Source organism: Agrococcus sp. Marseille-P2731, assembly GCF_900117395.1.
Lineage (GTDB): Bacteria > Actinomycetota > Actinomycetes > Actinomycetales > Microbacteriaceae > Agrococcus.
This window is the reverse complement of record NZ_FPEG01000002.1, coordinates 523375-544903: the sequence shown is the minus strand read 5'-3', so window position 1 is coordinate 544903 and position 21529 is coordinate 523375. Positions and strand designations below refer to the sequence as shown.

Here is a 21529-nt window from a genome sequence, read left to right as displayed (position 1 = left end):
CGTACGCTGGCGGCATGACCTGGCTGCGCTCGCCCGATGCCCACGACGACAAGCGCTCCATGGGCGTGCTGGGCGTCGTGACGGGATCGGCGCGCTACCCGGGTGCTGCGGTGCTCGGCGTGGAGGCGGCGTGGCGGACGGGCATCGGCTACGTGCGGCTCTGGGCTCCGCGACGCGTGCAGGACCTCGTGCTCGCGCGACGACCGGAGACCGTCTGCCACGCGCTCGACGAGGCGCCGTCGGGCGTCGACGCCTGGCTGCTCGGCTCCGGGCAGGATGCGCGCGAGCGCGACCCGGCGCTGCGGTCGCTCCTGCTCGAGGCGCTGGGCGGGGCAGCGCCGTGCGTCGTCGATGCCGGAGCGCTCGACCTCGTCGCGGGCCACGCGGGGCCGACCGTCGTGACGCCCCACGACGGTGAGCTCGCGCGACTGCTGGGGGTCGACCGGGATGCGCTCGGTGATCGGGCCGCCGCTGCGCTGCGCGCGGCTGCGACGCTCGACGCGGTCGTGGTCGCCAAGGGCGCCCCCACCCTGGTCGCCGCGCCCGACGGCACGACGGCATCCGTCGACGCCCGAACCCATCGGCTCGCGACCGCCGGCACCGGCGACGTGCTGGGCGGCGTGCTCGGGGCGCTCGTGGCCGCGAACGCGGGAGCGGCCGCGGACCCGGCAGCGCTCGCGTCCATCAGCGCGGATGGCGTGCGGCTGCACGGGGAGGCGGCGGCGCTCGCCGCGGCAGGCGATCGGCCCATCACTGCGCTCGACGTGGCCGAGCACCTGCCACAGGCGATCGCGGAGCGTCTGCGCCAGCGCTGAGCGCGTGGGCCGGCGCAGCCTGCGTCACCGCTCGGTGACTCCCCGGAGGAAGCCGGTCACGAGCAGCTCGCGCACGCGCGGCAGGAGATCGGCGCCGAGGACGTCTCCGTCGACCTCGAGCAGGCCCGCGATGGCCGCGACCAGCTGACCGATCGCGAGCTCTCCGTCGCACGCGCCGACGAGTGCGGCCAGCGCGGTGTCGACCGACAGGGTGCGGCCCAGGCCGCCACCCTGCCGCAGCTCGATGACGGTCGGGCCCGCGGCACCCGGCAGCTGGTGCCGCGCCTCCGTCACATCCGGCGACACCACGAGGTGCGCTGCGGTGAGCGCCTCGTCGTCGAGTGCGGCAAGCGCTGCGGCATCGGCGAACGCGGACGCCAGGTGCGCTCCCACGTGCTCGAGCTGCACGGGGTGGCCGATGCGCTCGAAGCGCTCGAGGCTGGGTGCGCCGCCGTGCTTGCGCAGCGCGAGCCAGCCCATGCCGATCTCGCGCACCCCGCGAGCCTCGAAGTCGTCCAGCCAGGCGTCGAGCAGTCGATCGTGATCGGCGTCGCGGGGCAGCGTGCCCCCGTCGCGCAGCCACAGCTCGGCGTAGCCGACGGGGCTCAGCGCATCGCGCTCGATGGCCCAGGCGTCGACGTCGCCGCCCTCGCTCCACCCTCGCGCGCGCTCGAGGCCGGTCGTGTCGCCGACGGTCTCCCAGTTGCCCAGCAGGCGAGCCTGGCCGCCCTCCACCAGGTGCTCGGCGAGGCCCGCCACCACGGCAGCCATGAGCGCGTCGCCGGGCTCGCCGCCGTCGCGGTACTCGTACTCGGGCACGCCAGCGGTGCGCGGCGTGATGACGAAGGGCGGGTTCGAGGCGATGAGGTCGAATCGCTCACCCGCGACGGGCTCGAAGAGCGAGCCGAGCCGCAGCTCGATGCCGTCGACGCCGTTCAGCGCGGCGGTGAGCTCGGCGAAGCCCAGGGCGCGCGCAGAGATGTCGGTCGCGACGACGCGCTCGGCGATGCGGCGCAGGTGCAGCGCCACGATGCCGCAGCCGGTGCCGAGGTCGAGCGCCTGGCTGCAGGGCTCGAGGGGGAGGAGGTGCGCGAGCGTGCGAGCCGCACCGCCGACGCCGAGCACGTGGTCGGGGCGCAGCGGCCAGAGGCCCGCCAGCTCATCGAGATCGCTCGCGATCCACCAGCTGCCCTCGCCGAGCGCGTCCGCGTAGTCGTGCGGGCGGATCGCCATCAGCGGCGCGACGGTGCCGCCGCGGCGCTCGACGAGGCCGAGCGCGATCGCGCCGTCGACACCCAGCTGCGGCAGCGCATCCGCCAGCGCCGCCTCGTCGACGGCGTCGCCGAGCCAGAGCGCTCGCACGAGGGTGGACAGCGGCCCCGGCCGGCGCAGTGCGGCACGGCGTGCGGGGTGCGCGATCATGCGGGTGAGCGCTGCCGCCGCGCTCTCGCCCACGAGTGCCGCGACGCCCTCGCTCGTGAAGCTCGCGGCTGCGAGATCACGGGCGAGGGCGTCGGTGAGGGAGCGGTCGAGCATCCTGCCAGTCTGCCCGACCGGGGCACGTCGCGCTGGCGCGCGCCGAAGCGGCTCAGGCCTTCGGGCCGGCGATCTGCGGCTCGTGGAAGGTGCCGCCGAACGCGCGCTGCGATGCGCCAGAGCGGTCGAGGTAGGGCGTGATGCCGCCCATCTGGAACGGCCAGCCGGCACCGAGGATCATGCAGAGGTCGATGTCCTCAGCCGCCTCGACCACGCCGTCGTCGAGCATCCGCTTGATCTCGTCGGCCAGGCCGTCCTCGATGCGCAGGCGCAGCTCGTCGGCCGACAGTCGCACCGCGGCGGCGGGCGTGTGCTTCGCGACGATCTTGCGGGCGCGCTTGTCGATGCCCTTGACCTCGCCCTTCGCATCCTTGTCGAGCAGGATGCCCTGCTCGGCGAGCTCGTGGAGCGCCTTCGACTCGAAGAAGCGCTCCGGGAATGCCGCGTGGTGGGTGTCGAGCACGTGCGCGCCGACCTTGAGCCCGACGAGGTCGAGCAGCACGAACGGATCCATCGGGAAGCCGAACGCGCGCTGCGCCTCGACGACATCCTCGAAGCTCGCGCCCTGCTCGACGGCGTGCATGGCCTCGCCGAGCAGCTTGGCGAGGATGCGGTTGACGACGAAGCCGGGTGTGTCGCGCGTGATGACGGCCGTCTTCTTCAGGTCCTTCGCGACGCGCATGGCGGTCGCGAGCGTCGCGTCGTCGGTCGACGGGGTCTTGACGACCTCGATGAGCGGCATGACCGCGACGGGGTTGAAGAAGTGGAAGCCGACGAGCCGCTCCGGGTGCGTCAGCGCCGAGGCCATGGCCTCGATCGACAGCCCGGAGGTGTTGGTCGCCAGCACAGCCTCGGGCCGCAGGTGCGGCTCGACCTCGCGGAAGACCTGCTGCTTCACGCCCAGCTCCTCGAAGACCGCCTCGATCACCCAGTCGCAGTCGGCGAAGTCGGCCTTGTCGACCGTGCCGGTGATGAGCGCGCGCAGGCGGTGCTGCTCGTCGGTCGAGATGCGGCCCTTGTCGGCGAGCTTGTCGATCTCGCCGTGGATGCCGGCGACCGCCGCGTCGACGCGCCCCTGATCGAGGTCGGTGATGAGCACCGGCACCTGCAGCCGGCGCACGAAGAGCAGCGCGAACTGGCTCGCCATCAGCCCGGCACCGATGATGCCGACCTTGGAGACGGGCTTCGCGAGCGCCTTGTCCGGTGCGCCCGCGGGGCGCTTGGCCCGCTTCTGCACCAGGTCGAAGGCGTAGATCGACGCGACGAACTGGTCGCCCGGGATCAGCTCTGCGAGCGCCGCGTCCTCGGCGGCGAAGCCTGCCTGGCGGTCGTTCTTGCGCGCGAGCTCCATGATGTCGAGCGCGCGGTAGGGCGCGAGCGGCACGGTGCCGAGCTTCTTCTCGAGCGCCTCCCGCGCGATCTTCAGCGCGATCGGCCACTTGACGGTGCGCTCGAGCGTGCCGGGCGCGTGCTTGCGCTCGACCTTCTTGCCGCCCAGCACCTCGTCTGCCCACCGCAGCGAGGCCTCGAGGTAGTTCGCCGGGCCGAAGATCGCGTCAGCGATGCCGAGCTCGAAGGCCTCCTGCGGCTTGAGCACGCGGTTCTGCTTGAGCGGGTTCTCGATCACGACCTTGAGCGCTCGCTCGATGCCGATGAGGTTCGGCAGGATCGTGGCCCCACCCCAGCCGGGCACGAGGCCCAGGAAGGTCTCCGGCAGCGCGACGGCGGGGGCAGCCGAGCTGATCGTGCGGTAGTCGGCGTTGAGCGCGATCTCGAGGCCGCCGCCGAGCGCGAGGCCGTTGATGAACACGAATGTCGGCACCGGCGCCTGGTGGAGGAGGCCGAGCGCCCGGTGGCCGAGCTTCGGCAGCTCGGCTGCGGTCGCGCGATCGGGCAGCGCCGTCACGTTCGACAGATCGGCGCCGGCTGCGAGGAAGTAGGGCTTGCCCGTCACGGCGATCGCATCGATCTCGCCCTTCGAGGCGCGCGAGCGCTGCGCCTCGAGCACGTCGCCGTACTCGAACAGGGTGGCCGGACCGAGCGTCGTCGGACGCGTGTGGTCGCGGCCGTTGTCGAGCGTGACGAGGGCGATCGTCCGGCCGGAGGCCAGCCGCACGTCGCGCACGAGGCTGTGCGTCACGACCTCGTCGAACTCGGCTGCTGCGAGCAGCGGGAACTCGTCGCGGAGGCTCATCGGTTGCCCTTCCCAAAGCGCTTGTGGTGCGGGTTCTCCCAGATCACGGTGCCGCCCTGGCCCAGCCCGACGCACATCGCGGTGACGCCGTAGCGCACATCCGGGCGCTGCTCGAACTGGCGGGCCAGCTGCAGCATCAGGCGCACGCCCGAGGAGGCGAGCGGATGGCCGATGGCGATCGCGCCACCGTAGGGGTTGATGCGCGAGTCGTCGTCGTCGAGGCCGAAGTGGTCGGTGAACGACAGGATTTGCACGGCGAACGCCTCGTTCAGCTCGAACAGGCCGATGTCCTCGATCGACAGGCCGGCCTTGCGCAGCGCCTTCTCCGTCGAGGGCACGGGGCCGATGCCCATGATGTCGGGGTCGACGCCCGCGAACGCGAACGACACCATCCGCATCTTCGTCGAGAGGCCGAGCTCCTTGGCGGCCGACGACGAGGCGACGATCGACATCGTCGCGCCGTCGTTGAGGCCGGATGCGTTGCCGGCAGTGACGCGGCCGTGGTCGCGGAACGGGGTCTTCAGACCCGCGAGGCCCTCCATGGTCGTCGCCGGGCGCGGTGCCTCGTCGGCGGTCGCGAGGCCCCAGCCCGACTCGGACTGCGTCGCGACGGGGATGAGGTCGGCATCGATGTGGCCAGCGGCGAGCGCAGCGGCGTACTTCTGCTGCGAGCGCATCGCGTAGCGGTCGGCTCGCTCCTTGGTCAGGTGCGGGAAGCGGTCGTGGATGCGCTCGGCGGTCTTGCCCATGTTCAGGGCATCCATCGAGACGAGCTTCTCGGCGACGAACCGCGGGTTCGGGTCGGCGTCGAGGCCCATCGGGTGCCGGCCCATGTGCTCGACACCGCCGGCGATCGCGACGTCGTAGGCGCCGAAGGCGATGCCGCCTCCCACTGCGGTGACCGCGGTCATCGCACCGGCGCACATGCGGTCGATGGCGTAGCCCGGCACCGTCACCGGCAGGCCGGCGAGCATGCCGACCGTGCGCCCGAGGGTGAGGCCCTGGTCACCCGTCTGCGTCGTGGCGGCGATGGCCACCTCGTCGATGCGGTCGAGCGGCAGGCTCGGGTTCCGCTCCAGCAGACCGGTCAGTGCCTTGACCGCGAGGTCATCAGCACGGGTGCTCCAGTACATGCCCTTCTCGCCCGCTCGCCCGAATGGGGTGCGGACGCCGTCCACGAACACGACGTCGTCGTTGGCCACGATGCCTCCTGATAGGGGTGATTGCGGCACCAGTGTAGGAAGCGCCCGCCACCGGCCGCTCGGCGCTTGCCGCTTCCTACGAGTCGGGGTCCGAGGGCTCCGCCGGGGCTTGGTCTGCCTCTACAAATGCGGCAGCGATCCTCTGTGCAGTCGCGGCAACCTGCCACTCGCGTGCGTCGCGCTCCCGCAGCACGCTCGCCACCGCATCCGCAGTCGGCTCGGTGGGCTCCCACGCGACCCGCCGCAGCGTGTCGGGCATGAGGAGGTTCTCGGCCGGCATCGAGAGCTCGGCGGCTACCTGCTGCACGACGGCGCGCGCAGCCTTGAGGCGCGCGTCGGCGCTCGGGCGCCGCCCCTTCCAGAAGCGCGGGGGCGGCGGCTCGTCGGAGCGGACGCGGAGCTGCGGCAGATCCTCGGTCGAGCGGCCGCGCTCGATCGCCGACCACCAGCGGTCGAGCTCGCTGCGGCTCGCCCTGCCGGAGAAGTCGCGCCGCGCGGCGAGGCGGCTCTTCGACTGCAGATCGGCGGTCGCGGCCGCCAGCAGCGAGCGGTCGGGCACCAAGCGGCCGGGCGCCGTGTCGGTCGAGCTCGCGAGCTCGTCGCGGGCGAGCCACAGCTCGCGAGCGACGGCGAGCTGGCGGCGGTCGCGGATGGTGTGGACACCGGAGAGCCGACGCCACGGCTCCTCGGCCGGTGGCTTCGGGAGGCGCTCGAGCGCGTAGGCGAACTCCTGCTCGGCGAGCTCCTGCTTGCCCTGCTCCCGGAGCTCCGCCGCCAGCGCGTCACGCGCATCCGGAAGCACCTCGACGTCGAGGGCGGCGTACTCGAGCCAGGACTCGGGGATGGGCCTGGTCGACCAGTCGCTCGCACCGTGCTCCTTGCGGAGGCGCAGGCCCACGAGCCGCTCGGTGACGGCGGCGAGGCCGACGCGCTCGAAGCCCGCGAGGCGCGCCCCGAGCTCGGTGTCGAACAGGCGCGCGGGCTCGAGGCCGACCTCGCGCAGGCACGGCAGGTCCTGGCTCGCGGCGTGGATGATCCACTCCTCGCCGCCGATCGCCTCCTGCAGCACCGACAGGTCGTCGAAGGCGGTGGGGTCGACGAGCACCGTGCCCGCCCCGCGGCGATGCAGCTGCACGAGGTAGGCGCGTGCCGAGTAGCGGAAGCCGTTGGCGCGCTCGGCATCGACCGCGACCGGGCCGCTGCCGTCGGCGAGGCGCTCGGCAGCTCGCGCCAGCTCGTCGGCATCGACGATCACGTCGAGCGGCCCCTGCGCCTGGGCGAGGGGCAGCTCGGGCTCGACGTCGGCGGGCGCCTGCGCCCCGGCGTCGTGGGTCGCAGCGGCCGGGTCAGCCACGAGTGCGCCGATGGGCGTCGAGGCCGGTCGCACCAGGCTGCACCGAGAGGCCGGCGATCGCGCAGAGCATGTCGGTCCAGGCGGTGAGGTGGGCGCCGAAGTCGTGGCCCGTCGGCGACCAGGAGGCGCGCAGCTCGATCTGCGCGCCGTCGCCCTGGGCCGCGAGCTCGCCGAAGCCGCTCGAGAGGATCTTCGTCGCGGTGCCCGACTCGGAGTGGTACTCGGCGCCGCGCTGGTCGAGCGCCTCGATCAGGTAGGTCCAGGTGACCTCGGCGAGGAACTCGTCAGCCGCGATCTCGCGATCCTGCGTCGCCTGCGTGAAGCTGACCACCCGGAAGTCGCCGCCCCACGCCTCCGGCTCCTCGGGGTCGTGCATCAGGATGAAGCGGCCGGTGCCGATGTCGGAGTCGCGGCCGTGCGCGGGCACGCCCACGTCTGCGGCGATCGCGAACGAGTGCGGGGCGATGCGCCCGGGCGCAGGGATCTCTCGGACCGAGAGCTCGCTGCGCAGCTCTGCGCGGCGCAGCTGCTCGACGGCAGCGCGGAACGCCTCCGGCTCGGGGGCGGGTGCTGCACTGCTCGTGTCCACCTGGAAAGACTACGATTCCAGCGTGATGCAGGGAGCGAGGCGCGCCGCCGCGGCAGAGCGGCGCGGAGCACGGTCAGCACCCGATCCGAGGCGTGCGCGGCCGACGCTGACGCGGCCGGCACTGATCGCCGGCGGCGTCGTCGCGGCCGGCGCCGCGCTCGCTGTCACCGGCATGTCGGCGGTGCTCGCATCGATGCTGGTGACGCCGCCGCGCGCACAGCTCGACGACATCCGCATCCTCGGCCTCGGCGAGCGCACCGTGCGCCTCGGGCTGACGCCCGACACCGTGCTGCCCGGCACCTATGCGCTGTGGGTGGGGCAGCGGATCGCAGCGCTCGGCGCCGTCGTCTCGAAGGACGCGGAGGGCGTCGAGCGCTCGATCGACGAGCGCTCGCGGTCGCTGCTCGAGGGCGTCGCGACCGCGCGGTGGTCGGGCTATGCGCTGTTCGAGCCCGAGCAGGTGACGGATGAGGTGGAGACCGTGGACGTCGGCACGGAGCTCGGTCCCGCCCCGGCCTGGATCATGGGCGACCAGGAGGCCACGACCTGGTGCGTGCAGGTGCACGGTCGCGGCGTGACCCGCCACGAGACGCTGCGTGCTGCGCCCATCTATCTGCGGCGCGGCATCCCCGTGCTCGCCGCCTCGTATCGCAACGACACCGAGGCGCCGCCGAGCAGGCGCAACAAGTATCGGCTCGGCCTCGACGAGTGGCGCGACATCGACGACGCGATCGGCATCGTCGCGCGCGGTGCGCAGCGCATCGTGCTGCACGGCTGGTCCATGGGCGGGCAGATCGCGCTGCAGGTGGCCCGGCGCTCGCGCCATCGCCGCCGCATCGCGGCTGTCGTGCTCGACTCTCCCGTGGTGGGCTGGCGGCCGACCCTGCTGCTGCAGGTCGCGCTGGTCAAGATGCCCGCCTGGCTCGTCGACACCGCGGTGGGGCTGCTCGAGTCGCCCGCGGCCGTGCTGAGCGGCAGCCGCAGCCTCGACTTCGACGAGCTCGACAACGTGCTGCACGCAGACGCGCTCTCGCAGCCGATCCTGCTGCTCCACTCGGCAGACGACGGCTACGTGCCGCCGGATGCCTCGCGGCAGCTCGCGGCAGCCCGGCCGGATCTCGTCGAGTACCACGAGTGGCGGCAGGCCCGGCACACGAAGCTCTGGAACCTCGACCGGGCGCGCTACGAGACCGAGGTGGGCGACTGGCTCGATGCGCGGGGGATCGGCGCGTTCGGCTGACGGGCTTCGAGACGCGTGCGGCCTGCGGCCGCGCGCTCCTCAGCCAGCGGGGCGGCTCGTGCGGCCTGCGGCCGCGCGCTCCTCAGCCAGCGGGGCGGCTCGTGCGGCCTGCGGCCGCGCGCTCCTCAGCCAGCGGGGCGACTCGTGCGGCCTGCGGCCGCGCGCTCCTGAGCCAGCGGGGCGTCAGACGGCGACGTGGGCGCGCAGCTGGCGCTGGATGCGGCCCAGCATGCCGACCATGCCGCGCAGGCGCAGCGGCGAGACCACCCGGTCGAGGCCGAGCTCGCGCGGGAAGTCGCTCGGCACCTCGAGCGCTGCCTCGAGGCTGACGCCTTCCAGTCCGTGCGCGAGGATCGAGGCGAAGCCGCGCGTCGTCGGCGCCTCCTCCGGCGCGGTCGCGTGCACGTGCACCACGCCGCCCTCGACCTCGACGAAGAGGAACACGGGGGACTGGCACTCCGCCACCCGCTCGAGCAGGTCGGGGTGGTCAGCGAAGCGCTGCGGCAGCTGCGGCAGCTCGTCCGAGAACTCGAGCAGCAGCTGCAGGCGGTCCTGCTCCGCCATCGCGTGGAAGTCTGCGACCGTCTGCTGCAGCGCGGGGGTCAGCGTCATCGGGCGCGCGCCTCTCCCGGCTCAGCGCCGACCGCGATCGGCACGCCGACGAGCGAGCCCCACTCCGTCCACGAGCCGTCGTAGTTGCGCACCTTCGGCAGCCCCAGCAGGTGCGTGAGCACGAACCACGTGTGGCTCGAGCGCTCGCCGATGCGGCAGTAGGCGATCACGTCGTCCGCTCCGCGCAGCCCGGCGCCGTCGAGGTAGATGGCCTCGAGCTCGGCGCGAGACCGGAAGGTGCCGTCCTCGTTCGCAGCCCTGCCCCAGGGCACGCTCGCGGCGGTCGGGATGTGGCCGGCCCGCAGAGCGCCCTCCTCCGGGTACGCGGGTGCGGTGGTGCGCTCGCCCGAGTACTCCTCGGGGCTGCGCACGTCGACGAGCGGCTGGCCCAGGTGCGCAAGGACGTCGTCGCGGAACGCCCGGACCGTCGCGTCGTCGCGCTCGACGAGCGGATAGTCGACGGCGGCGCGCGTCGACGCCTGGCGCGTCAGCTCCCTGCCCTCCGCGATCCAGAGGTCACGACCGCCATCCATGATGCGCGTGCGCTCGTGGCCGTACAGCGCGAACACCCACAGCGCGTACGTCGCCCACCAGTTCGCCTTGTCGCCGTAGAACACGACGGTCGTGTCGCGACCGATGCCCTTCGAGCCGAGCAGCGCCGCGAACGCCTCCGGCGAGAGGTAGTCGCGCTGCACCGGATCGTTCAGGTCGGTGTGCCAGTCGATCTTGACGGCGCCGGGGATGTGCCCGACCTCGTAGAGCAGGACGTCCTCGTCGGACTCCACGATCACGACGTCGGGGTCGTCGAGGTGCGCGGCCACCCACTCGGTCGTGACGACGCGATCGGGTGCGGCGTACTCGCTGATCCGGGACTCGGAATCGGGCACGGTTCCTCCTTCTGCGCGGCGGTGTGGTGGATGACGCCTCAAGTAGGCTCATCGGGGCAAACGCCATCCTCCCATCGAATCTTCCGCGCGATCCGATCGCGCAGCCAAGGAGTCCGCATGCCAGCACCGATCTCGCTCGTCGAGCGCAGCCCCGAGGTGAGCGCAGAGCAGATCGTGGCGAGCCTGGTGCCGCCGCCGCAGTTCGACGGCGCGACGTTCGAGTCCTATCGCCCCGACCCCGCGCATCCGTCGCAGGCCGAGGCGCTCGAGCGCATGCAGGAGCTGGTCGAGGCGTGGACGGCCCCGAAGCGCGGCGGCCTGTTCAAGAAGAAGGCGCCGGAGGTGAAGCCCGGCATCTACCTGGACGGCGGCTTCGGCGTCGGCAAGACGCACCTGCTCGCCTCGCTCTGGAAGGCGATGCCGGGGCCGAAGCGGTTCGGCACCTTCATCGAGTACACGGCGCTCGTCGGAGCGCTCGGCTATGCCGAGACGGTGCGGCAGCTGCAGAGCTCCCGCATCATCTGCATCGACGAGTTCGAGCTCGACGACCCGGGCGACACGATGGTGATGACCCGACTGCTGGGCGAGCTCGCCGCCGGCGGCACGAAGCTCGCGGCGACGAGCAACACCCCGCCGAACGCGCTCGGAGAGGGCCGCTTCGCCGCTGCCGACTTCCTGCGCGAGATCCAGGCGATCGCCGACCGCTTCCAGATCATGCGCATCGACGGCGACGACTACCGCCAGCGCGACATCACCGGCAGCGCGCCCACGGTCGAGCCGGATGAGCTGGAGGCCGCCCTCGACGCGATCGGTGGCACCGTCGCGCTCGACGACTTCGACGCGCTCGTCTCGCACCTCTCGCACGTGCACCCCTCGCGCTACGTCGGAGTCGTGCGGGGCGTGGATGCGCTCGGCCTGCGCGGGGTGCGGACGCTCACCGACCAGAACGACGCGCTGCGCTTCGTCGCGCTCGTCGACCGCCTGTACGACGCGCAGGTGACGATCAGGTCGAGCGGCACCACCTTGTCGGAGGTCTTCAGCGAGGACATGCTCGGCGGCGGATACCGCAAGAAGTACCTGCGGGCGATCTCACGCCTCGTCGCGCTCGCGAACGAGTAGCAGGCGGGCTCAGCCCTCCGCGTCGGTGCGACGCAGGTACTCGGCCGCGTTCTGCGCCTGGATCGCCGCCGTCTCGACCGGCGGGTAGCGGCGGCTGAGCACCGCGATGTAGACGGCGCCGATGACTGCGGCGATGAGCGAGCCGGTCAGCACGCCCAGCGTGCCCTCGACGATCAGCTCCTCCGCCGTCCGGTGGGCGAGCTCGTTCATGAGCAGCGACACCGTGAACCCGATGCCGGCCAGCAGGCTGATGCCGATGAGCTCCGGCAGTCGCACGCGCTCCGCCTTCGGCACCCGCAGGGCCGCCTGGCCGATCAGGCCGGCGATCGTCACGCCGAAGAGCTTGCCGACGGGGAGCGCGATGACGATCGCCCAGAAGACCGGGCTCAGCTCGCCGATGCCGACCTGCGGGATCGCGACAGAGGCGCTCGTGAAGGCGAACAGCGGCAGCACGATGCCGTTCGTGAACGGCTCGAGCTTCTCGCGCGCCGACTCCGCCGGTGCGGGTGCGAGCACGAGCCCGAGCAGCACGCCCGCGATGGTGGCGTGGATGCCGCTCGAGGCCACGAGCCACCAGGTGACGGCAGCGATCACCACGAGCGCGATGCGCAGCGGCCAGCTGCCGCGCTTGCCGCGGTAGATGCGCCCGAGCATCCAGAACGCCGCGATGCCGACCGCGGCGAGGCCGAGGTGGGGCAGCGAGACCGACTCGGTGAAGAACACCGCGATGAAGAAGATGCCGATCAGGTCGTCGATGACGGCCAGCGCCAGCAGCAGCGCTCGCACGCTGGAGGGCAGTCGGCGGCCGAACAGGGCCAGCACACCGAGCGCGAAGGCGATGTCGGTGGCCGTCGGGATGGGCCAGCCCTGCGCGCCGTCCGCCCCCGCGACGTTGAAGTAGATGATGGCTGGGAGCGCGACCCCGCCGAGCGCGGCGATGGTCGGCACCGCCGCCTTCGAGACCGAGTTGAGGTCGCCCTGGGTGAACTCGTAGCGCAGCTCCACAGCGACGACGAAGAAGAAGACGACGAGCAGCCCGTCGGTCACCCAATGCGCGGCAGAGAGGTCGAGGCCGAAGATCGTGAAGGGCAGGTGCGCGTGCTTGAGGTCGTCGAGCGCGGGTCCGAGCCCGGTGTTCGCGATCACGAGACCGACGATGGCGGCGCCGAGCAGCAGCATCGCCGAGACTTGCGGGTTCCGGATCCACGACAGCTTCATGCCGCCATCCTCCCACCGGGATCGCTGCCGCTCGCACCGCGGGCAACACGCGCGAAACACGACTGCCGCATCCGTAACGACCTGGAAACGAAGGCGGCACTGGCGGCGAAACCCGCACGGAGGATGCTCGGCGTATCCCCGCAGGTCCACACCCCCAAGGAGCACCCCCCATGCCCGAAATCGATGCAGGCAGCATGGCCTTCGGCGTCGTCGCGACAGCCCTCGTGCTGTTCATGACGCCAGGCCTCGCGTTCTTCTACGGCGGCCTCGTGCGCTCGAAGAGCGTGATCAGCATGATGATGATGTCGTTCGGGGCCATCGGCCTCGTGGGCACGCTCTGGATCCTCTACGGCTACAACATGGCGGCCGTCGAGTCGCCGATGGCCTTCTCGGGCAACCCCTTCAGCGACTTCGGCCTCGCCACGATGGCGGCGGGGGAGAGCGCGAACACCGACTTCATCGGCGTCGCCTACGGCTCGACCTTCGCGATCATCACCGTCGCGCTGATCTCCGGCTCCATCGCGGACCGCGCGAAGTTCGGAGCCTGGATGCTGTTCGCCGGTGTCTTCGCGACGCTGGGCTACTTCCCGATCGCCGCGTGGGTGTGGGGTGGCGGCTGGGCCTTCTCGCTCGGCGAGATGCTCGGGCTGCCTGACGTGATCGACTACGCCGGCGGCACCGCCGTGCACATCAACGCCGGCGCCGCTGCGCTCGCGCTCACCTTCGTGCTGGGCAAGCGCCACGGCTTCACGAAGGGTGCGCACAAGCCGCACAACGTGCCGTTCGTGATCCTCGGCGCGAGCATCCTGTGGTTCGGATGGTTCGGGTTCAACGTGGGGGCGGAGTGGCTGAACGGCCTCGGCAACGCCGGGCTCATCACGCTCAACACCATCGGTGCGACCGCGGCCTCGATCTGCGCCTGGATGCTGATCGAGAAGCTCAAGGACGGCAAGCCCACCTCGGTCGGCGCCGCCTCCGGCGCCGTCGCCGGGCTCGTCGCGATCACCCCCGCATGCGCCAACCTCACGCCCGGCTGGGCGCTGCTGCTCGGTGCGCTCTCTGGCGCGATCTGCGCCCTCGCCGTCGAGCTCAAGTTCAAGCTCGGCTTCGACGACTCGCTCGACGTCGTCGGCATCCACCTGGTCGGCGGCATGCTCGGCACGGTCTACCTCGGCTTCTTCGCGACCGAGACCGGCCTGTTCCTGGGCGGCGGCGTCGGCCAGCTGATCGTGCAGGTGCTCGCATCGGTGGGCGTCATGGTCTTCGCCTTCGTGGTCGCCTACGTGATCGGCTTCGCGATCCAGAAGACGATCGGCTTCCGCGTGACGGACGAGGACGAGCTGGCCGGCATCGACCAGATCGTGCACGGCGAAGAGGCCTACGAGTACGAGCTCGAGCGCTCCTGAGCATCGCTCGCGTCGCTGGGCGACGCACAAGAGGGGAGGGTCGGCCGCGTGCCGGCCCTCTTCGGCGTCGCACGGATGCGGAGCAGGGCATTGGCAGCGGCGGCTTCGGGTGCGATCGTGGAGGCATGCGGGATCGAGATGCATCAGTGGACGTCAGGTCGTCGGACGGCAGGAGCCTGCTCCTCGGCGCAGCGGGCGGGATGCGCTCGCTGACGCCGCTCGCGGTGGTCGTGCTCTCGTCGACCTCGGGCGGCGAGGACACCGACTGGCGGGGTTGGCCCGTGCTGCGGCATCGCTGGGGACGCGCGCTCGTGGTGCTCGGCGCTGCGGCCGAGCTCGTCGGTGACAAGCTGCCGATCACCCCGTCACGCCTCTCGCCGCCCGCGCTCGTGGGGCGCGTCGCGGCTGCCGCCCTCGCGGGGGCGGCGCTGGCGTCGAGCGAGGGCCGAGCGGCCCGGCGCGGTGCCGCCGTCGCGGCGGTCGGCGCTGTCATCGGGGCGTTCGGTGGCTTCTGGGCTCGCGGTGCCGTCACGGAGGCGTCAGGCGCACCGGATGCCGCGATCGCCGTGCTCGAGGACGTCGCTGCGATCGCGATCGCCCGCAGGGCGACGGCCGGCTGAGGACTGCAGATGCTCGCTCTCGAGGGGCGGCGCGATGCGCCGGGCGCTGCTGAGTGAGAGGATCAGGGCCGGCATCTCGCGATGCCGGCCCTGATGGTGGGCGATGCGGGACTCGAACCCACGACCTCTTCCGTGTGAAGGAAGCGCGCTACCAACTGCGCCAATCGCCCGTCTCGCGTCAGAGCTGTGCTCCGTGCGGACCGCACAAGTCTGCCACATCTCGCGGGCCGCTCGTGCCACATCCGCCGCGGTGAGGGCTGGGCGCGGGTCGATTTGGCACCGGCCCCATGCATGGGTATAGTCATTCGAGTGCTCAGCGATGAGCCCCGCGGATGTGGCGCAGTGGTAGCGCATCACCTTGCCAAGGTGAGGGTCGCGAGTTCGAATCTCGTCATCCGCTCGACAGCAATGTCATGAGAGTCAATCTCACACCACCTGGTGGGGTGGCCGAGTGGTGAGGCAGCGGCCTGCAAAGCCGTCTACGCGGGTTCGAATCCCGTCTCCACCTCGAACACACCGCAAGGGCGATTGGCGCAGCGGTAGCGCGCTTCCCTGACACGGAAGAGGTCACTGGTTCGAACCCAGTATCGCCCACCACGAAGCCCCCGGTCCTGCCGGGGGCTTTCTCGTGCCGTCAGCGGGTGCGCGCCCAGACTCCCTCGACCAGGCCGAACTCGACCCATCCGCCGCCCGCCGTCCTGCCCGGGAGCCGCACGGAGCTCAGCGCCCTGCCTGCACGGACGAGTGCGGTGCTGACCTCTCGCCGCGCCGCCCACCGCCGCAGATCGAGCGGATCCGGACCGCAGGCGTGGAGCTCTGCGAGCACTTCGGCGATGTCGGCGGCGGTGTAGACGGAGTGCTGCGTGGGATGGTCCATCTCCGAAGCGTAGGCCCGGGGGAGTCCGCCACGCGTGCCCGGGGACGCGGCCTGTGCACGAGCTGGGCACCCGTGCACTTGGTGGGGTACACGCGCTAGCCTCGCCGTGTGATGGCTTCCGCACCGACGATCGAGCTCGGCAGCCGCTTCGCCCGCGAGCTGCCGGAGCTGGCCGTGCCGTGGCAGGGGGCGCCCGCGCCGGCGCCGTCGCTGCTGGCGCTCAACGCGCAGCTCGCGACCGAGCTCGGGCTCGACCCCGAGAGCCTGCGCAGCCCCGAGGGGCTCGGGCTCCTCCTGGGCACCGCGGTGCCGCAGGGCGCCTCGCCCGTCGCCCAGGTCTACGCGGGGCACCAGTTCGGCGGCTACTCGCCCATCCTGGGCGACGGGCGCGCGCTGCTGCTGGGCGAGCTGTCCGACGGTCAGGGCGGCCTGCTCGACCTGCACCTGAAGGGATCGGGCCGCACGCCGCTGTCTCGCGGCGGCGACGGGCTCGCCGCGGTCGGACCGATGCTGCGGGAGTACGTGATCAGCGAGGCGATGCACGCGCTCGGGATCCCGACGACGCGCGCGCTCGCCGTGGTCGCGACGGGGCGCGACGTGCGCCGCGAGGAGCTGCTGCCGGGCGCTGTGCTGGCGCGCGTCGCCGGCAGCCACCTGCGCGTCGGCAGCTTCCAGTACGCCAGGGCGACCGGGGACCTGGCGCTGCTGCGCCGCCTCGTCGACCACGCGATCGCTCGCCACGCGCCGCATGCCGCGGGCGCCGAGCATCCGCCCCTCGCGCTGCTCGAATCGGTGATCGCGGCCCAGGCGGGCCTCGTCGCCCGCTGGATGCTCGTCGGCTTCGTGCACGGGGTCATGAACACCGACAACATGACGATCTCGGGCGAGACGATCGACTACGGGCCGTGCGCGTTCATGGAGGGCTTCGACCCCGCGACGGTGTTCAGCTCGATCGATGCGCAGGGCCGCTATGCCTATGGGAACCAGCCGGCCATCGCCCACTGGAACCTCGCCCGGCTGGCCGAGACCCTGCTGCCGCTGCTCGCGGACGAGCAGGAGGAGGGGATCGCCATCGCGATGGAGGCCCTCGACGCGTTCCCGGCGCGATACCGAGACGCCTGGGTCGCCGGGATGCGCGCGAAGCTCGGCCTGTCGGCAGCGGTCGACGACGCCACGGTCGCCGAGGTCGCGGATGCGCTCGTCGCGCTGCTGGAGTCGGAGCGGACCGACCTCACCTCCGCCTTCCGCGCCCTCGGCTCGGCCGCGCGCGGGCGGCCGGATGCTGCCCGCGACCTGTTCCTGCACCGCGATGCCTTCGACGCCTGGGCGGCGGGGTGGTTGCCGCTGGCGCCTGATGCGGATGCGATGGACCGGGCGAACCCCGCCTACGTCCCTCGGAACCACCTGGTGGAGGAGGCGCTGGCCGCCGCCACGGATGGTGACCTCGACCCCTTCGCCCAGCTGGTGGACGTCGTGACGCGGCCGTTCGACGAGCGCCCGGGGCTCGAGCGCTACGCGGCGCCGAGCCCGGAGCGCAGCTTCCGCGCCTACCGCACGTTCTGCGGCACCTGAGCCCCGTCCCGGCGCGAGCAGGGCCAGGAGCCACCGCCAGCCGGTGTCGTCGGCACGCTGACCCGGCGCGATCTACGATGGTCGAGTGACCACCGGATTCGATCTCTTCACCGACCGTGCCATCGTCGCCATGCGCGTCGACGGCGAGCTGCAGGATCTCGCACGCGAGGTGAGCGAGACGCAGACCGTCGAGTCGGGGCGCGTCGAGCCGGTGACGATCGACAGCCCCGACGGCCTCGACATCCTGCGCCACTCCGCGGCGCACGTGCTCGCGCAGGCCGTGCAGCGGGTGAACCCGGAGGCGCGGCTCGGCATCGGTCCGCCGGTGCAGGACGGCTTCTACTACGACTTCGACGTCGCTGAGGCGTTCTCGAGCGACGACCTGAAGGCGCTCGAGAAGGAGATGCAGCGCATCGTGAAGGCCGGCCAGCGCTTCGTGCGCCGCGCTGTCACCGACGACGAGGCACGCGCCGAGCTGGCCGACGAACCCTACAAGCTCGAGCTCATCGGCCTCAAGGGCGGCGCCGACAAGGCTGCGGAGGGCGCATCCGTCGAGGTGGGCGCCGGCGAGCTGACGATCTACGACAACGTCGACCCGAAGACGGGCGAGGTGCAGTGGAAGGATCTCTGCCGCGGCCCGCACCTGCCCTCGACACGCCTGATCGCCAACGGCTTCGCGCTCACCCGCGTCGCTGGCGCCTACTGGCGCGGCAAGACCGACCTGCCGCAGCTGCAGCGCATCTACGGCACCGCATGGCCCTCGAAGGACGAGCTGCGCGCCTACCAGCAGCGCCTCGAGGAGGCCGCGAAGCGCGACCACCGCAAGCTGGGCCGCGAGCTCGACCTCTTCTCGTTCCCGGATGAGATCGGCAGCGGCCTCTCCGTCTGGCACCCGCGCGGCGCCATCGCGCGCGGCGAGATGGAGCAGCACGCTCGCAAGCGCCACATCGAGCAGGGCTACAGCTACGTCTACACGCCCCACATCACGAAGCAGGACCTCTTCGCCACCTCCGGGCACCTCGCGACCTACGCCGAGGGCATCTGGCCGCCCATCCACATGGATGAGGAGCGCGACGAGGCGGGGAACGTCACGAAGCAGGGCGTGGACTACTACCTCAAGCCCATGAACTGCCCGATGCACATCCTCGTCTACAAGGATCGCGCGCGCAGCTACCGCGACCTGCCGCTGCGGCTCGCCGAGAACGGCACCGTCTACCGGAACGAGCTCTCCGGCGCGCTGCACGGCCTCACTCGCGTGCGCGGCTTCACGCAGGACGACGCCCACCTGTTCGTCACGCCCGAGCAGCTCGAGGAGGAGACCACGAAGGTCCTCGAGTTCGTGCTGTCGCTGCTGGGGGACTTCGGCCTCACCGACTTCCGCCTCGAGCTGTCGATGCGCGACGACGAGAAGGCGAAGTGGATCGGCGACGAGGCCATCTGGGAGACGGCGACGGATGCGCTGCGGCGCGTCGCGCGCTCGTCCGGCCTCGAGGTCGTCGAGGAGCCGGGCGAGGCCGCCTTCTACGGGCCGAAGATCGACCTCAAGGTGACCGACGCGATCGGCCGCTCCTGGCAGCTCTCGACCGTGCAGCTCGACTTCAACCTGCCGGAGCGCTTCGACCTCGAGTACACCGCCGCCGACGGCTCGAAGCAGCGGCCCATCATGATCCACCGCGCGCTCTTCGGCTCGATCGAGCGCTTCTTCGCGATCCTGCTCGAGCACTATGCCGGCGCCTTCCCCGTCTGGCTCGCTCCCGTGCAGGTCGTGGCCGTGCCCGTCGCCGAGGACTACGCCGACTACCTCGAGGAGATCGCGGCCAAGCTGCGCGCCAAGGGCGTGCGCATCGACGTCGACCGCTCCGACGAGCGCATGCAGAAGAAGATCCGCACCCACACGCTCGCGAAGGTGCCGTTCCAGCTCATCGCCGGCGCGACCGACAGCGAGGCCGGCAGCGTCTCGTTCCGGTTCCGCGACGGCACGCAGGACAACGGCGTGCCCGTCGACGAGGCCATCGCGCGCATCCTCGAGGCCATCGAGACGAAGGCGCACGTGTGAGCGAGCACGGGCACCGCCACGGCGACGATCCCGCGCGCGACGAGCCCGCCGAGCGGGCCGCGCTCCACCGCGACGCGCTGCCAGGCTTCGTGCCCGCGCCCGAGCAGGATGCGCCGCTCGTGGCCGAGCACGCGTGGGGCGCCCCGACGCAGATGTCGAGCGAGCTGGCAGGGGTGCCCGACCACTTCCAGCGGCTGTGGACCCCGTACCGCATGGTCTACATCCAGCAGGGGCAGATGCCCGAGGAGGACGCCTGCCCGTTCTGCCGCGCGCCGGAGCTCAGCGACGATCAGGGGCTCATCGTGGCGCGCGGCGAGACGTGCTTCGTGCTGCTCAACCTCTACCCCTACAACACCGGCCACATGATGGTGTGCCCGTACCGGCACGTCGGGATGTACGACCAGGCGACCACCGAGGAGGTCGCCGAGATGGCCGTCCTCACGCAGACGGCCATGCGCGTGCTCTCGCAGGTGACCCACTGCCAGGGCTTCAACATCGGCATGAACCAGGGGCGCATCGCCGGTGCCGGCATCGCCGACCACCTGCACCAGCACATCGTGCCGCGCTGGAGCCTCGACTCGAACTTCTTCCCGATCATCGCGAAGACGAAGGCGCTGCCCATCCTCCTCGAGGACATGCGGCGCGACATCCAGGCGGCCTGGCCGGCCTGACAGCATGCCGCGCCCAGCCCGGCGCGGCCAGGAGAGAGACGCACCATGGCAGAACCCACCACCGGCACCGCACGCGTCAAGCGCGGCCTCGCCGAGATGCTGAAGGGCGGCGTCATCATGGACGTCGTCACCCCCGAGCAGGCGCGCATCGCCGAGGACGCCGGGGCCGTCGCCGTGATGGCGCTCGAGCGCGTGCCCGCGGACATCCGCGCGCAGGGCGGCGTCGCCCGCATGTCCGACCCCGACCTGATCGACGCCATCAAGGCAGAGGTCTCGATCCCCGTGATGGCGAAGGCCCGCATCGGCCACTTCGTCGAGGCGCAGGTGCTTGAGGCGCTCGAGGTGGACTACATCGACGAGTCCGAGGTGCTGAGCCCCGCCGACTACGCCAACCACATCGACAAGTGGCCCTTCACGGTGCCCTTCGTCTGCGGCGCCACGAACCTGGGGGAGGCGCTCCGCCGCATCACCGAGGGCGCGGCGATGATCCGCTCGAAGGGCGAGGCCGGCACCGGCGACGTCTCGGAGGCGACCAAGCACATCCGCACCATCTCCGGTGAGATCCGTCGGCTGCAGACGCTCGCGAAGGACGAGCTCTACGTCGCCGCGAAGGAGCTGCAGGCGCCCTACGAGCTCGTCGCCGAGGTCGCCGAGCGCGGCGCGCTGCCGGTGGTGCTCTTCACCGCTGGCGGTGTGGCGACACCCGCCGATGCCGCGCTCATGATGCAGCTCGGCGCCGACGGCGTCTTCGTCGGCTCCGGCATCTTCAAGGCGGGCGAGCCCGAGCGGCGCGCAGCGGCGATCGTGCGGGCGACCGCCGCGTTCGACGATCCCAAGGCGATCGCGGATGCGTCCAGGGGGCTCGGCGAGGCGATGGTCGGCATCAACGTGGCCGACCTGCCGGCGCCGCACCGCCTGGCGGACCGCGGCTGGTAGGGGTGGACGGCGGGCGCCGCACGAGCGGCGCGCCGCGGGTCGGCGTGCTCGCGCTGCAGGGCGACGTGCGCGAGCACGCTGCGGTGCTCGCGGCGCTGGGCGCGCAGGTCGTGCTCGTGCGCTCGCCCGCGCAGCTCGCGGCCGTCGATGGGCTGGTGCTCCCCGGCGGCGAGTCGAGCGTGATCGACAAGCTCGCGCGCTCGTTCGGGCTGCGCCGGCCGATCGTCGATCGATTGTCCGCCGGCATGCCCGCCCTCGGCACGTGCGCCGGCCTCATCCTCCTCGCCGACCGCATCCTGGACGGTCTGCCGACGCAGCAGAGCTTCGGCGGCCTCGACGTCGACGTGCGGCGCAACGCCTTCGGCAGCCAGGTCGACTCCTTCGAGGCGCTGCTCGACGCGCCGGCGATGGGGGAGGCGCCCTTGCACGCCACCTTCATCCGGGCGCCGGCGGTCGAGCGCGTGGGCGCGAGCGTCGAGGTGCTGGCGAGCGTCGGCGATCGCGTCGTGGCGGTCGAGCAGGGGGCGCTCCTCGGCACGGCCTTCCACCCCGAGGTCGACGGCGAGCTGCGCTTCCACCGCCGCTTCCTCGCGCATGTCGCCCGCGTCACCAGTGTGTGATCTGA

At 71.9% G+C, this 21529-nt stretch carries 19 protein-coding genes and 4 tRNA genes; 13 read left to right on the top strand and 10 right to left on the bottom strand.

Annotated features, from left to right (window positions below; genetic code table 11):
* Nucleotides 1-14: 14 nt before the first annotated feature.
* Nucleotides 15-815, top strand: coding sequence for an ADP-dependent NAD(P)H-hydrate dehydratase (locus BQ6202_RS06535; RefSeq protein WP_072313635.1), 801 nt, complete (start codon nucleotides 15-17; stop codon nucleotides 813-815).
* A gap of 24 nt (nucleotides 816-839) precedes the next feature.
* Here the strand turns inward: BQ6202_RS06535 and BQ6202_RS06530 are convergent, their stop codons facing one another.
* From BQ6202_RS06530 to BQ6202_RS06510, 5 genes are all read right to left on the bottom strand, one after another.
* Entirely contained in the window at nucleotides 840-2351 is a 1512-nt protein-coding gene (locus tag BQ6202_RS06530; RefSeq protein ID WP_072313634.1) for a DUF7059 domain-containing protein, read from the bottom strand.
* Nucleotides 2352-2403: 52 nt separating this feature from the next.
* Nucleotides 2404-4545 carry a 3-hydroxyacyl-CoA dehydrogenase NAD-binding domain-containing protein gene (locus BQ6202_RS06525; protein WP_072313633.1) on the bottom strand — a complete coding sequence of 714 codons (2142 nt, stop codon included), beginning with the start codon at nucleotides 4543-4545 and terminating at the stop codon, nucleotides 2404-2406.
* A complete protein-coding gene (locus tag BQ6202_RS06520; protein WP_234946164.1) occupies nucleotides 4542-5750 on the bottom strand; it encodes a thiolase family protein in 1209 nt (402 codons plus the stop codon). Before BQ6202_RS06520 ends, BQ6202_RS06525 begins: the two co-directional genes overlap by 4 nt.
* Nucleotides 5751-5823: 73 nt before the next feature.
* On the bottom strand, nucleotides 5824-7002 hold the full coding sequence (locus BQ6202_RS06515) for an HRDC domain-containing protein (RefSeq protein ID WP_072313968.1): 1179 nt from the start codon (nucleotides 7000-7002) through the stop codon (nucleotides 5824-5826).
* A gap of 91 nt (nucleotides 7003-7093) precedes the next feature.
* On the bottom strand, nucleotides 7094-7690 hold the full coding sequence (locus tag BQ6202_RS06510) for a DUF3000 domain-containing protein (protein WP_072313632.1): 597 nt from the start codon (nucleotides 7688-7690) through the stop codon (nucleotides 7094-7096).
* A gap of 25 nt (nucleotides 7691-7715) precedes the next feature.
* Here BQ6202_RS06510 and BQ6202_RS06505 point away from each other — a divergent pair, with 25 nt between their 5' ends.
* Nucleotides 7716-8930 (top strand): alpha/beta hydrolase family protein, encoded by a 1215-nt coding sequence (locus BQ6202_RS06505; protein ID WP_143143662.1) that lies wholly within the window; start codon nucleotides 7716-7718, stop codon nucleotides 8928-8930.
* A gap of 183 nt (nucleotides 8931-9113) precedes the next feature.
* Here the strand turns inward: BQ6202_RS06505 and BQ6202_RS06500 are convergent, their stop codons facing one another.
* Together BQ6202_RS06500 and BQ6202_RS06495 are read right to left on the bottom strand one after the other, a co-directional pair.
* The gene (locus BQ6202_RS06500) at nucleotides 9114-9542 is read right to left on the bottom strand and encodes a SufE family protein (protein WP_072313631.1); all 429 of its coding nucleotides are present in this window, start codon (nucleotides 9540-9542) and stop codon (nucleotides 9114-9116) included.
* On the bottom strand, nucleotides 9539-10429 hold the full coding sequence (locus BQ6202_RS06495) for a sulfurtransferase (protein WP_072313630.1): 891 nt from the start codon (nucleotides 10427-10429) through the stop codon (nucleotides 9539-9541). The genes BQ6202_RS06500 and BQ6202_RS06495 overlap by 4 nt, the downstream gene beginning before the upstream one ends.
* Before the next feature lie 117 nt (nucleotides 10430-10546).
* Here BQ6202_RS06495 and zapE point away from each other — a divergent pair, with 117 nt between their 5' ends.
* Nucleotides 10547-11548, top strand: a complete 1002-nt coding sequence (zapE, locus tag BQ6202_RS06490) for a cell division protein ZapE (protein WP_072313629.1) — start codon at nucleotides 10547-10549, stop codon at nucleotides 11546-11548.
* Between the two features lie 9 nt (nucleotides 11549-11557).
* On the opposite strand, the gene BQ6202_RS06485 is transcribed toward zapE, so the two are convergent.
* Complete coding sequence (locus BQ6202_RS06485) at nucleotides 11558-12766, bottom strand: Na+/H+ antiporter NhaA (protein WP_072313628.1); 1209 nt, start codon at nucleotides 12764-12766, stop codon at nucleotides 11558-11560.
* A gap of 179 nt (nucleotides 12767-12945) precedes the next feature.
* On the opposite strand from BQ6202_RS06485, the gene BQ6202_RS06480 reads away from it, so the two are divergent.
* Both BQ6202_RS06480 and BQ6202_RS06475 read left to right on the top strand, forming a co-directional pair.
* The gene (locus BQ6202_RS06480) at nucleotides 12946-14172 is read left to right on the top strand and encodes an ammonium transporter (RefSeq protein WP_072313966.1); all 1227 of its coding nucleotides are present in this window, start codon (nucleotides 12946-12948) and stop codon (nucleotides 14170-14172) included.
* Between the two features lie 125 nt (nucleotides 14173-14297).
* Nucleotides 14298-14792 (top strand): DUF4126 family protein, encoded by a 495-nt coding sequence (locus tag BQ6202_RS06475; RefSeq protein WP_072313627.1) that lies wholly within the window; start codon nucleotides 14298-14300, stop codon nucleotides 14790-14792.
* A 94-nt stretch (nucleotides 14793-14886) separates the two neighbouring features.
* Here BQ6202_RS06475 and BQ6202_RS06470 read toward each other — a convergent pair.
* Nucleotides 14887-14962 (bottom strand) — tRNA-Val (locus BQ6202_RS06470).
* A 158-nt stretch (nucleotides 14963-15120) separates the two neighbouring features.
* On the opposite strand from BQ6202_RS06470, the gene BQ6202_RS06465 reads away from it, so the two are divergent.
* The 3 genes from BQ6202_RS06465 (at nucleotide 15121) to BQ6202_RS06455 (ending at nucleotide 15389) form a co-directional block, all read left to right on the top strand.
* A tRNA-Gly gene (locus tag BQ6202_RS06465) sits at nucleotides 15121-15192 on the top strand.
* 37 nt (nucleotides 15193-15229) lie between these two features.
* Nucleotides 15230-15300, top strand: a tRNA-Cys gene (locus BQ6202_RS06460).
* Between the two features lie 14 nt (nucleotides 15301-15314).
* Nucleotides 15315-15389 (top strand) — tRNA-Val (locus BQ6202_RS06455).
* 37 nt (nucleotides 15390-15426) lie between these two features.
* On the opposite strand, the gene BQ6202_RS06450 is transcribed toward BQ6202_RS06455, so the two are convergent.
* Entirely contained in the window at nucleotides 15427-15669 is a 243-nt protein-coding gene (locus tag BQ6202_RS06450; RefSeq protein WP_072313626.1) for a hypothetical protein, read from the bottom strand.
* A gap of 111 nt (nucleotides 15670-15780) precedes the next feature.
* On the opposite strand from BQ6202_RS06450, the gene BQ6202_RS06445 reads away from it, so the two are divergent.
* The 5 genes from BQ6202_RS06445 (at nucleotide 15781) to pdxT (ending at nucleotide 21524) form a co-directional block, all read left to right on the top strand.
* Nucleotides 15781-17241 (top strand): protein adenylyltransferase SelO, encoded by a 1461-nt coding sequence (locus tag BQ6202_RS06445; protein ID WP_072313965.1) that lies wholly within the window; start codon nucleotides 15781-15783, stop codon nucleotides 17239-17241.
* 130 nt (nucleotides 17242-17371) lie between these two features.
* Nucleotides 17372-19297, top strand: a complete 1926-nt coding sequence (gene thrS / locus BQ6202_RS06440) for a threonine--tRNA ligase (RefSeq protein ID WP_083587119.1) — start codon at nucleotides 17372-17374, stop codon at nucleotides 19295-19297.
* Between the two features lie 152 nt (nucleotides 19298-19449).
* Nucleotides 19450-19968 (top strand): HIT family protein, encoded by a 519-nt coding sequence (locus BQ6202_RS06435; RefSeq protein ID WP_083587118.1) that lies wholly within the window; start codon nucleotides 19450-19452, stop codon nucleotides 19966-19968.
* Between the two features lie 45 nt (nucleotides 19969-20013).
* The gene (gene pdxS / locus BQ6202_RS06430) at nucleotides 20014-20904 is read left to right on the top strand and encodes a pyridoxal 5'-phosphate synthase lyase subunit PdxS (protein WP_072313624.1); all 891 of its coding nucleotides are present in this window, start codon (nucleotides 20014-20016) and stop codon (nucleotides 20902-20904) included.
* A 2-nt stretch (nucleotides 20905-20906) separates the two neighbouring features.
* On the top strand, nucleotides 20907-21524 hold the full coding sequence (gene pdxT, locus BQ6202_RS06425) for a pyridoxal 5'-phosphate synthase glutaminase subunit PdxT (protein ID WP_072313623.1): 618 nt from the start codon (nucleotides 20907-20909) through the stop codon (nucleotides 21522-21524).
* Nucleotides 21525-21529: the final 5 nt, after the last annotated feature.

What these genes read in the sequence shown, in the direction of transcription:
- BQ6202_RS06535 (WP_072313635.1), top strand. Translation starts at nt 15, where the DNA reads ATGACCTGGCTGCGCTCGCCCGATGCCCACGACGACAAGCGCTCCATG.
- BQ6202_RS06530 (WP_072313634.1), bottom strand. Translation starts at nt 2,351, where the DNA reads ATGCTCGACCGCTCCCTCACCGACGCCCTCGCCCGTGATCTCGCAGCC.
- BQ6202_RS06525 (WP_072313633.1), bottom strand. Translation starts at nt 4,545, where the DNA reads ATGAGCCTCCGCGACGAGTTCCCGCTGCTCGCAGCAGCCGAGTTCGAC.
- BQ6202_RS06505 (WP_143143662.1), top strand. Translation starts at nt 7,716, where the DNA reads ATGCAGGGAGCGAGGCGCGCCGCCGCGGCAGAGCGGCGCGGAGCACGG.
- BQ6202_RS06500 (WP_072313631.1), bottom strand. Translation starts at nt 9,542, where the DNA reads ATGACGCTGACCCCCGCGCTGCAGCAGACGGTCGCAGACTTCCACGCG.
- zapE (WP_072313629.1), top strand. Translation starts at nt 10,547, where the DNA reads ATGCCAGCACCGATCTCGCTCGTCGAGCGCAGCCCCGAGGTGAGCGCA.
- BQ6202_RS06485 (WP_072313628.1), bottom strand. Translation starts at nt 12,766, where the DNA reads ATGAAGCTGTCGTGGATCCGGAACCCGCAAGTCTCGGCGATGCTGCTG.
- BQ6202_RS06475 (WP_072313627.1), top strand. Translation starts at nt 14,298, where the DNA reads ATGCGGGATCGAGATGCATCAGTGGACGTCAGGTCGTCGGACGGCAGG.
- BQ6202_RS06450 (WP_072313626.1), bottom strand. Translation starts at nt 15,669, where the DNA reads ATGGACCATCCCACGCAGCACTCCGTCTACACCGCCGCCGACATCGCC.
- BQ6202_RS06445 (WP_072313965.1), top strand. Translation starts at nt 15,781, where the DNA reads ATGGCTTCCGCACCGACGATCGAGCTCGGCAGCCGCTTCGCCCGCGAG.
- thrS (WP_083587119.1), top strand. Translation starts at nt 17,372, where the DNA reads ATGCGCGTCGACGGCGAGCTGCAGGATCTCGCACGCGAGGTGAGCGAG.
- BQ6202_RS06435 (WP_083587118.1), top strand. Translation starts at nt 19,450, where the DNA reads ATGTCGAGCGAGCTGGCAGGGGTGCCCGACCACTTCCAGCGGCTGTGG.
- pdxS (WP_072313624.1), top strand. Translation starts at nt 20,014, where the DNA reads ATGGCAGAACCCACCACCGGCACCGCACGCGTCAAGCGCGGCCTCGCC.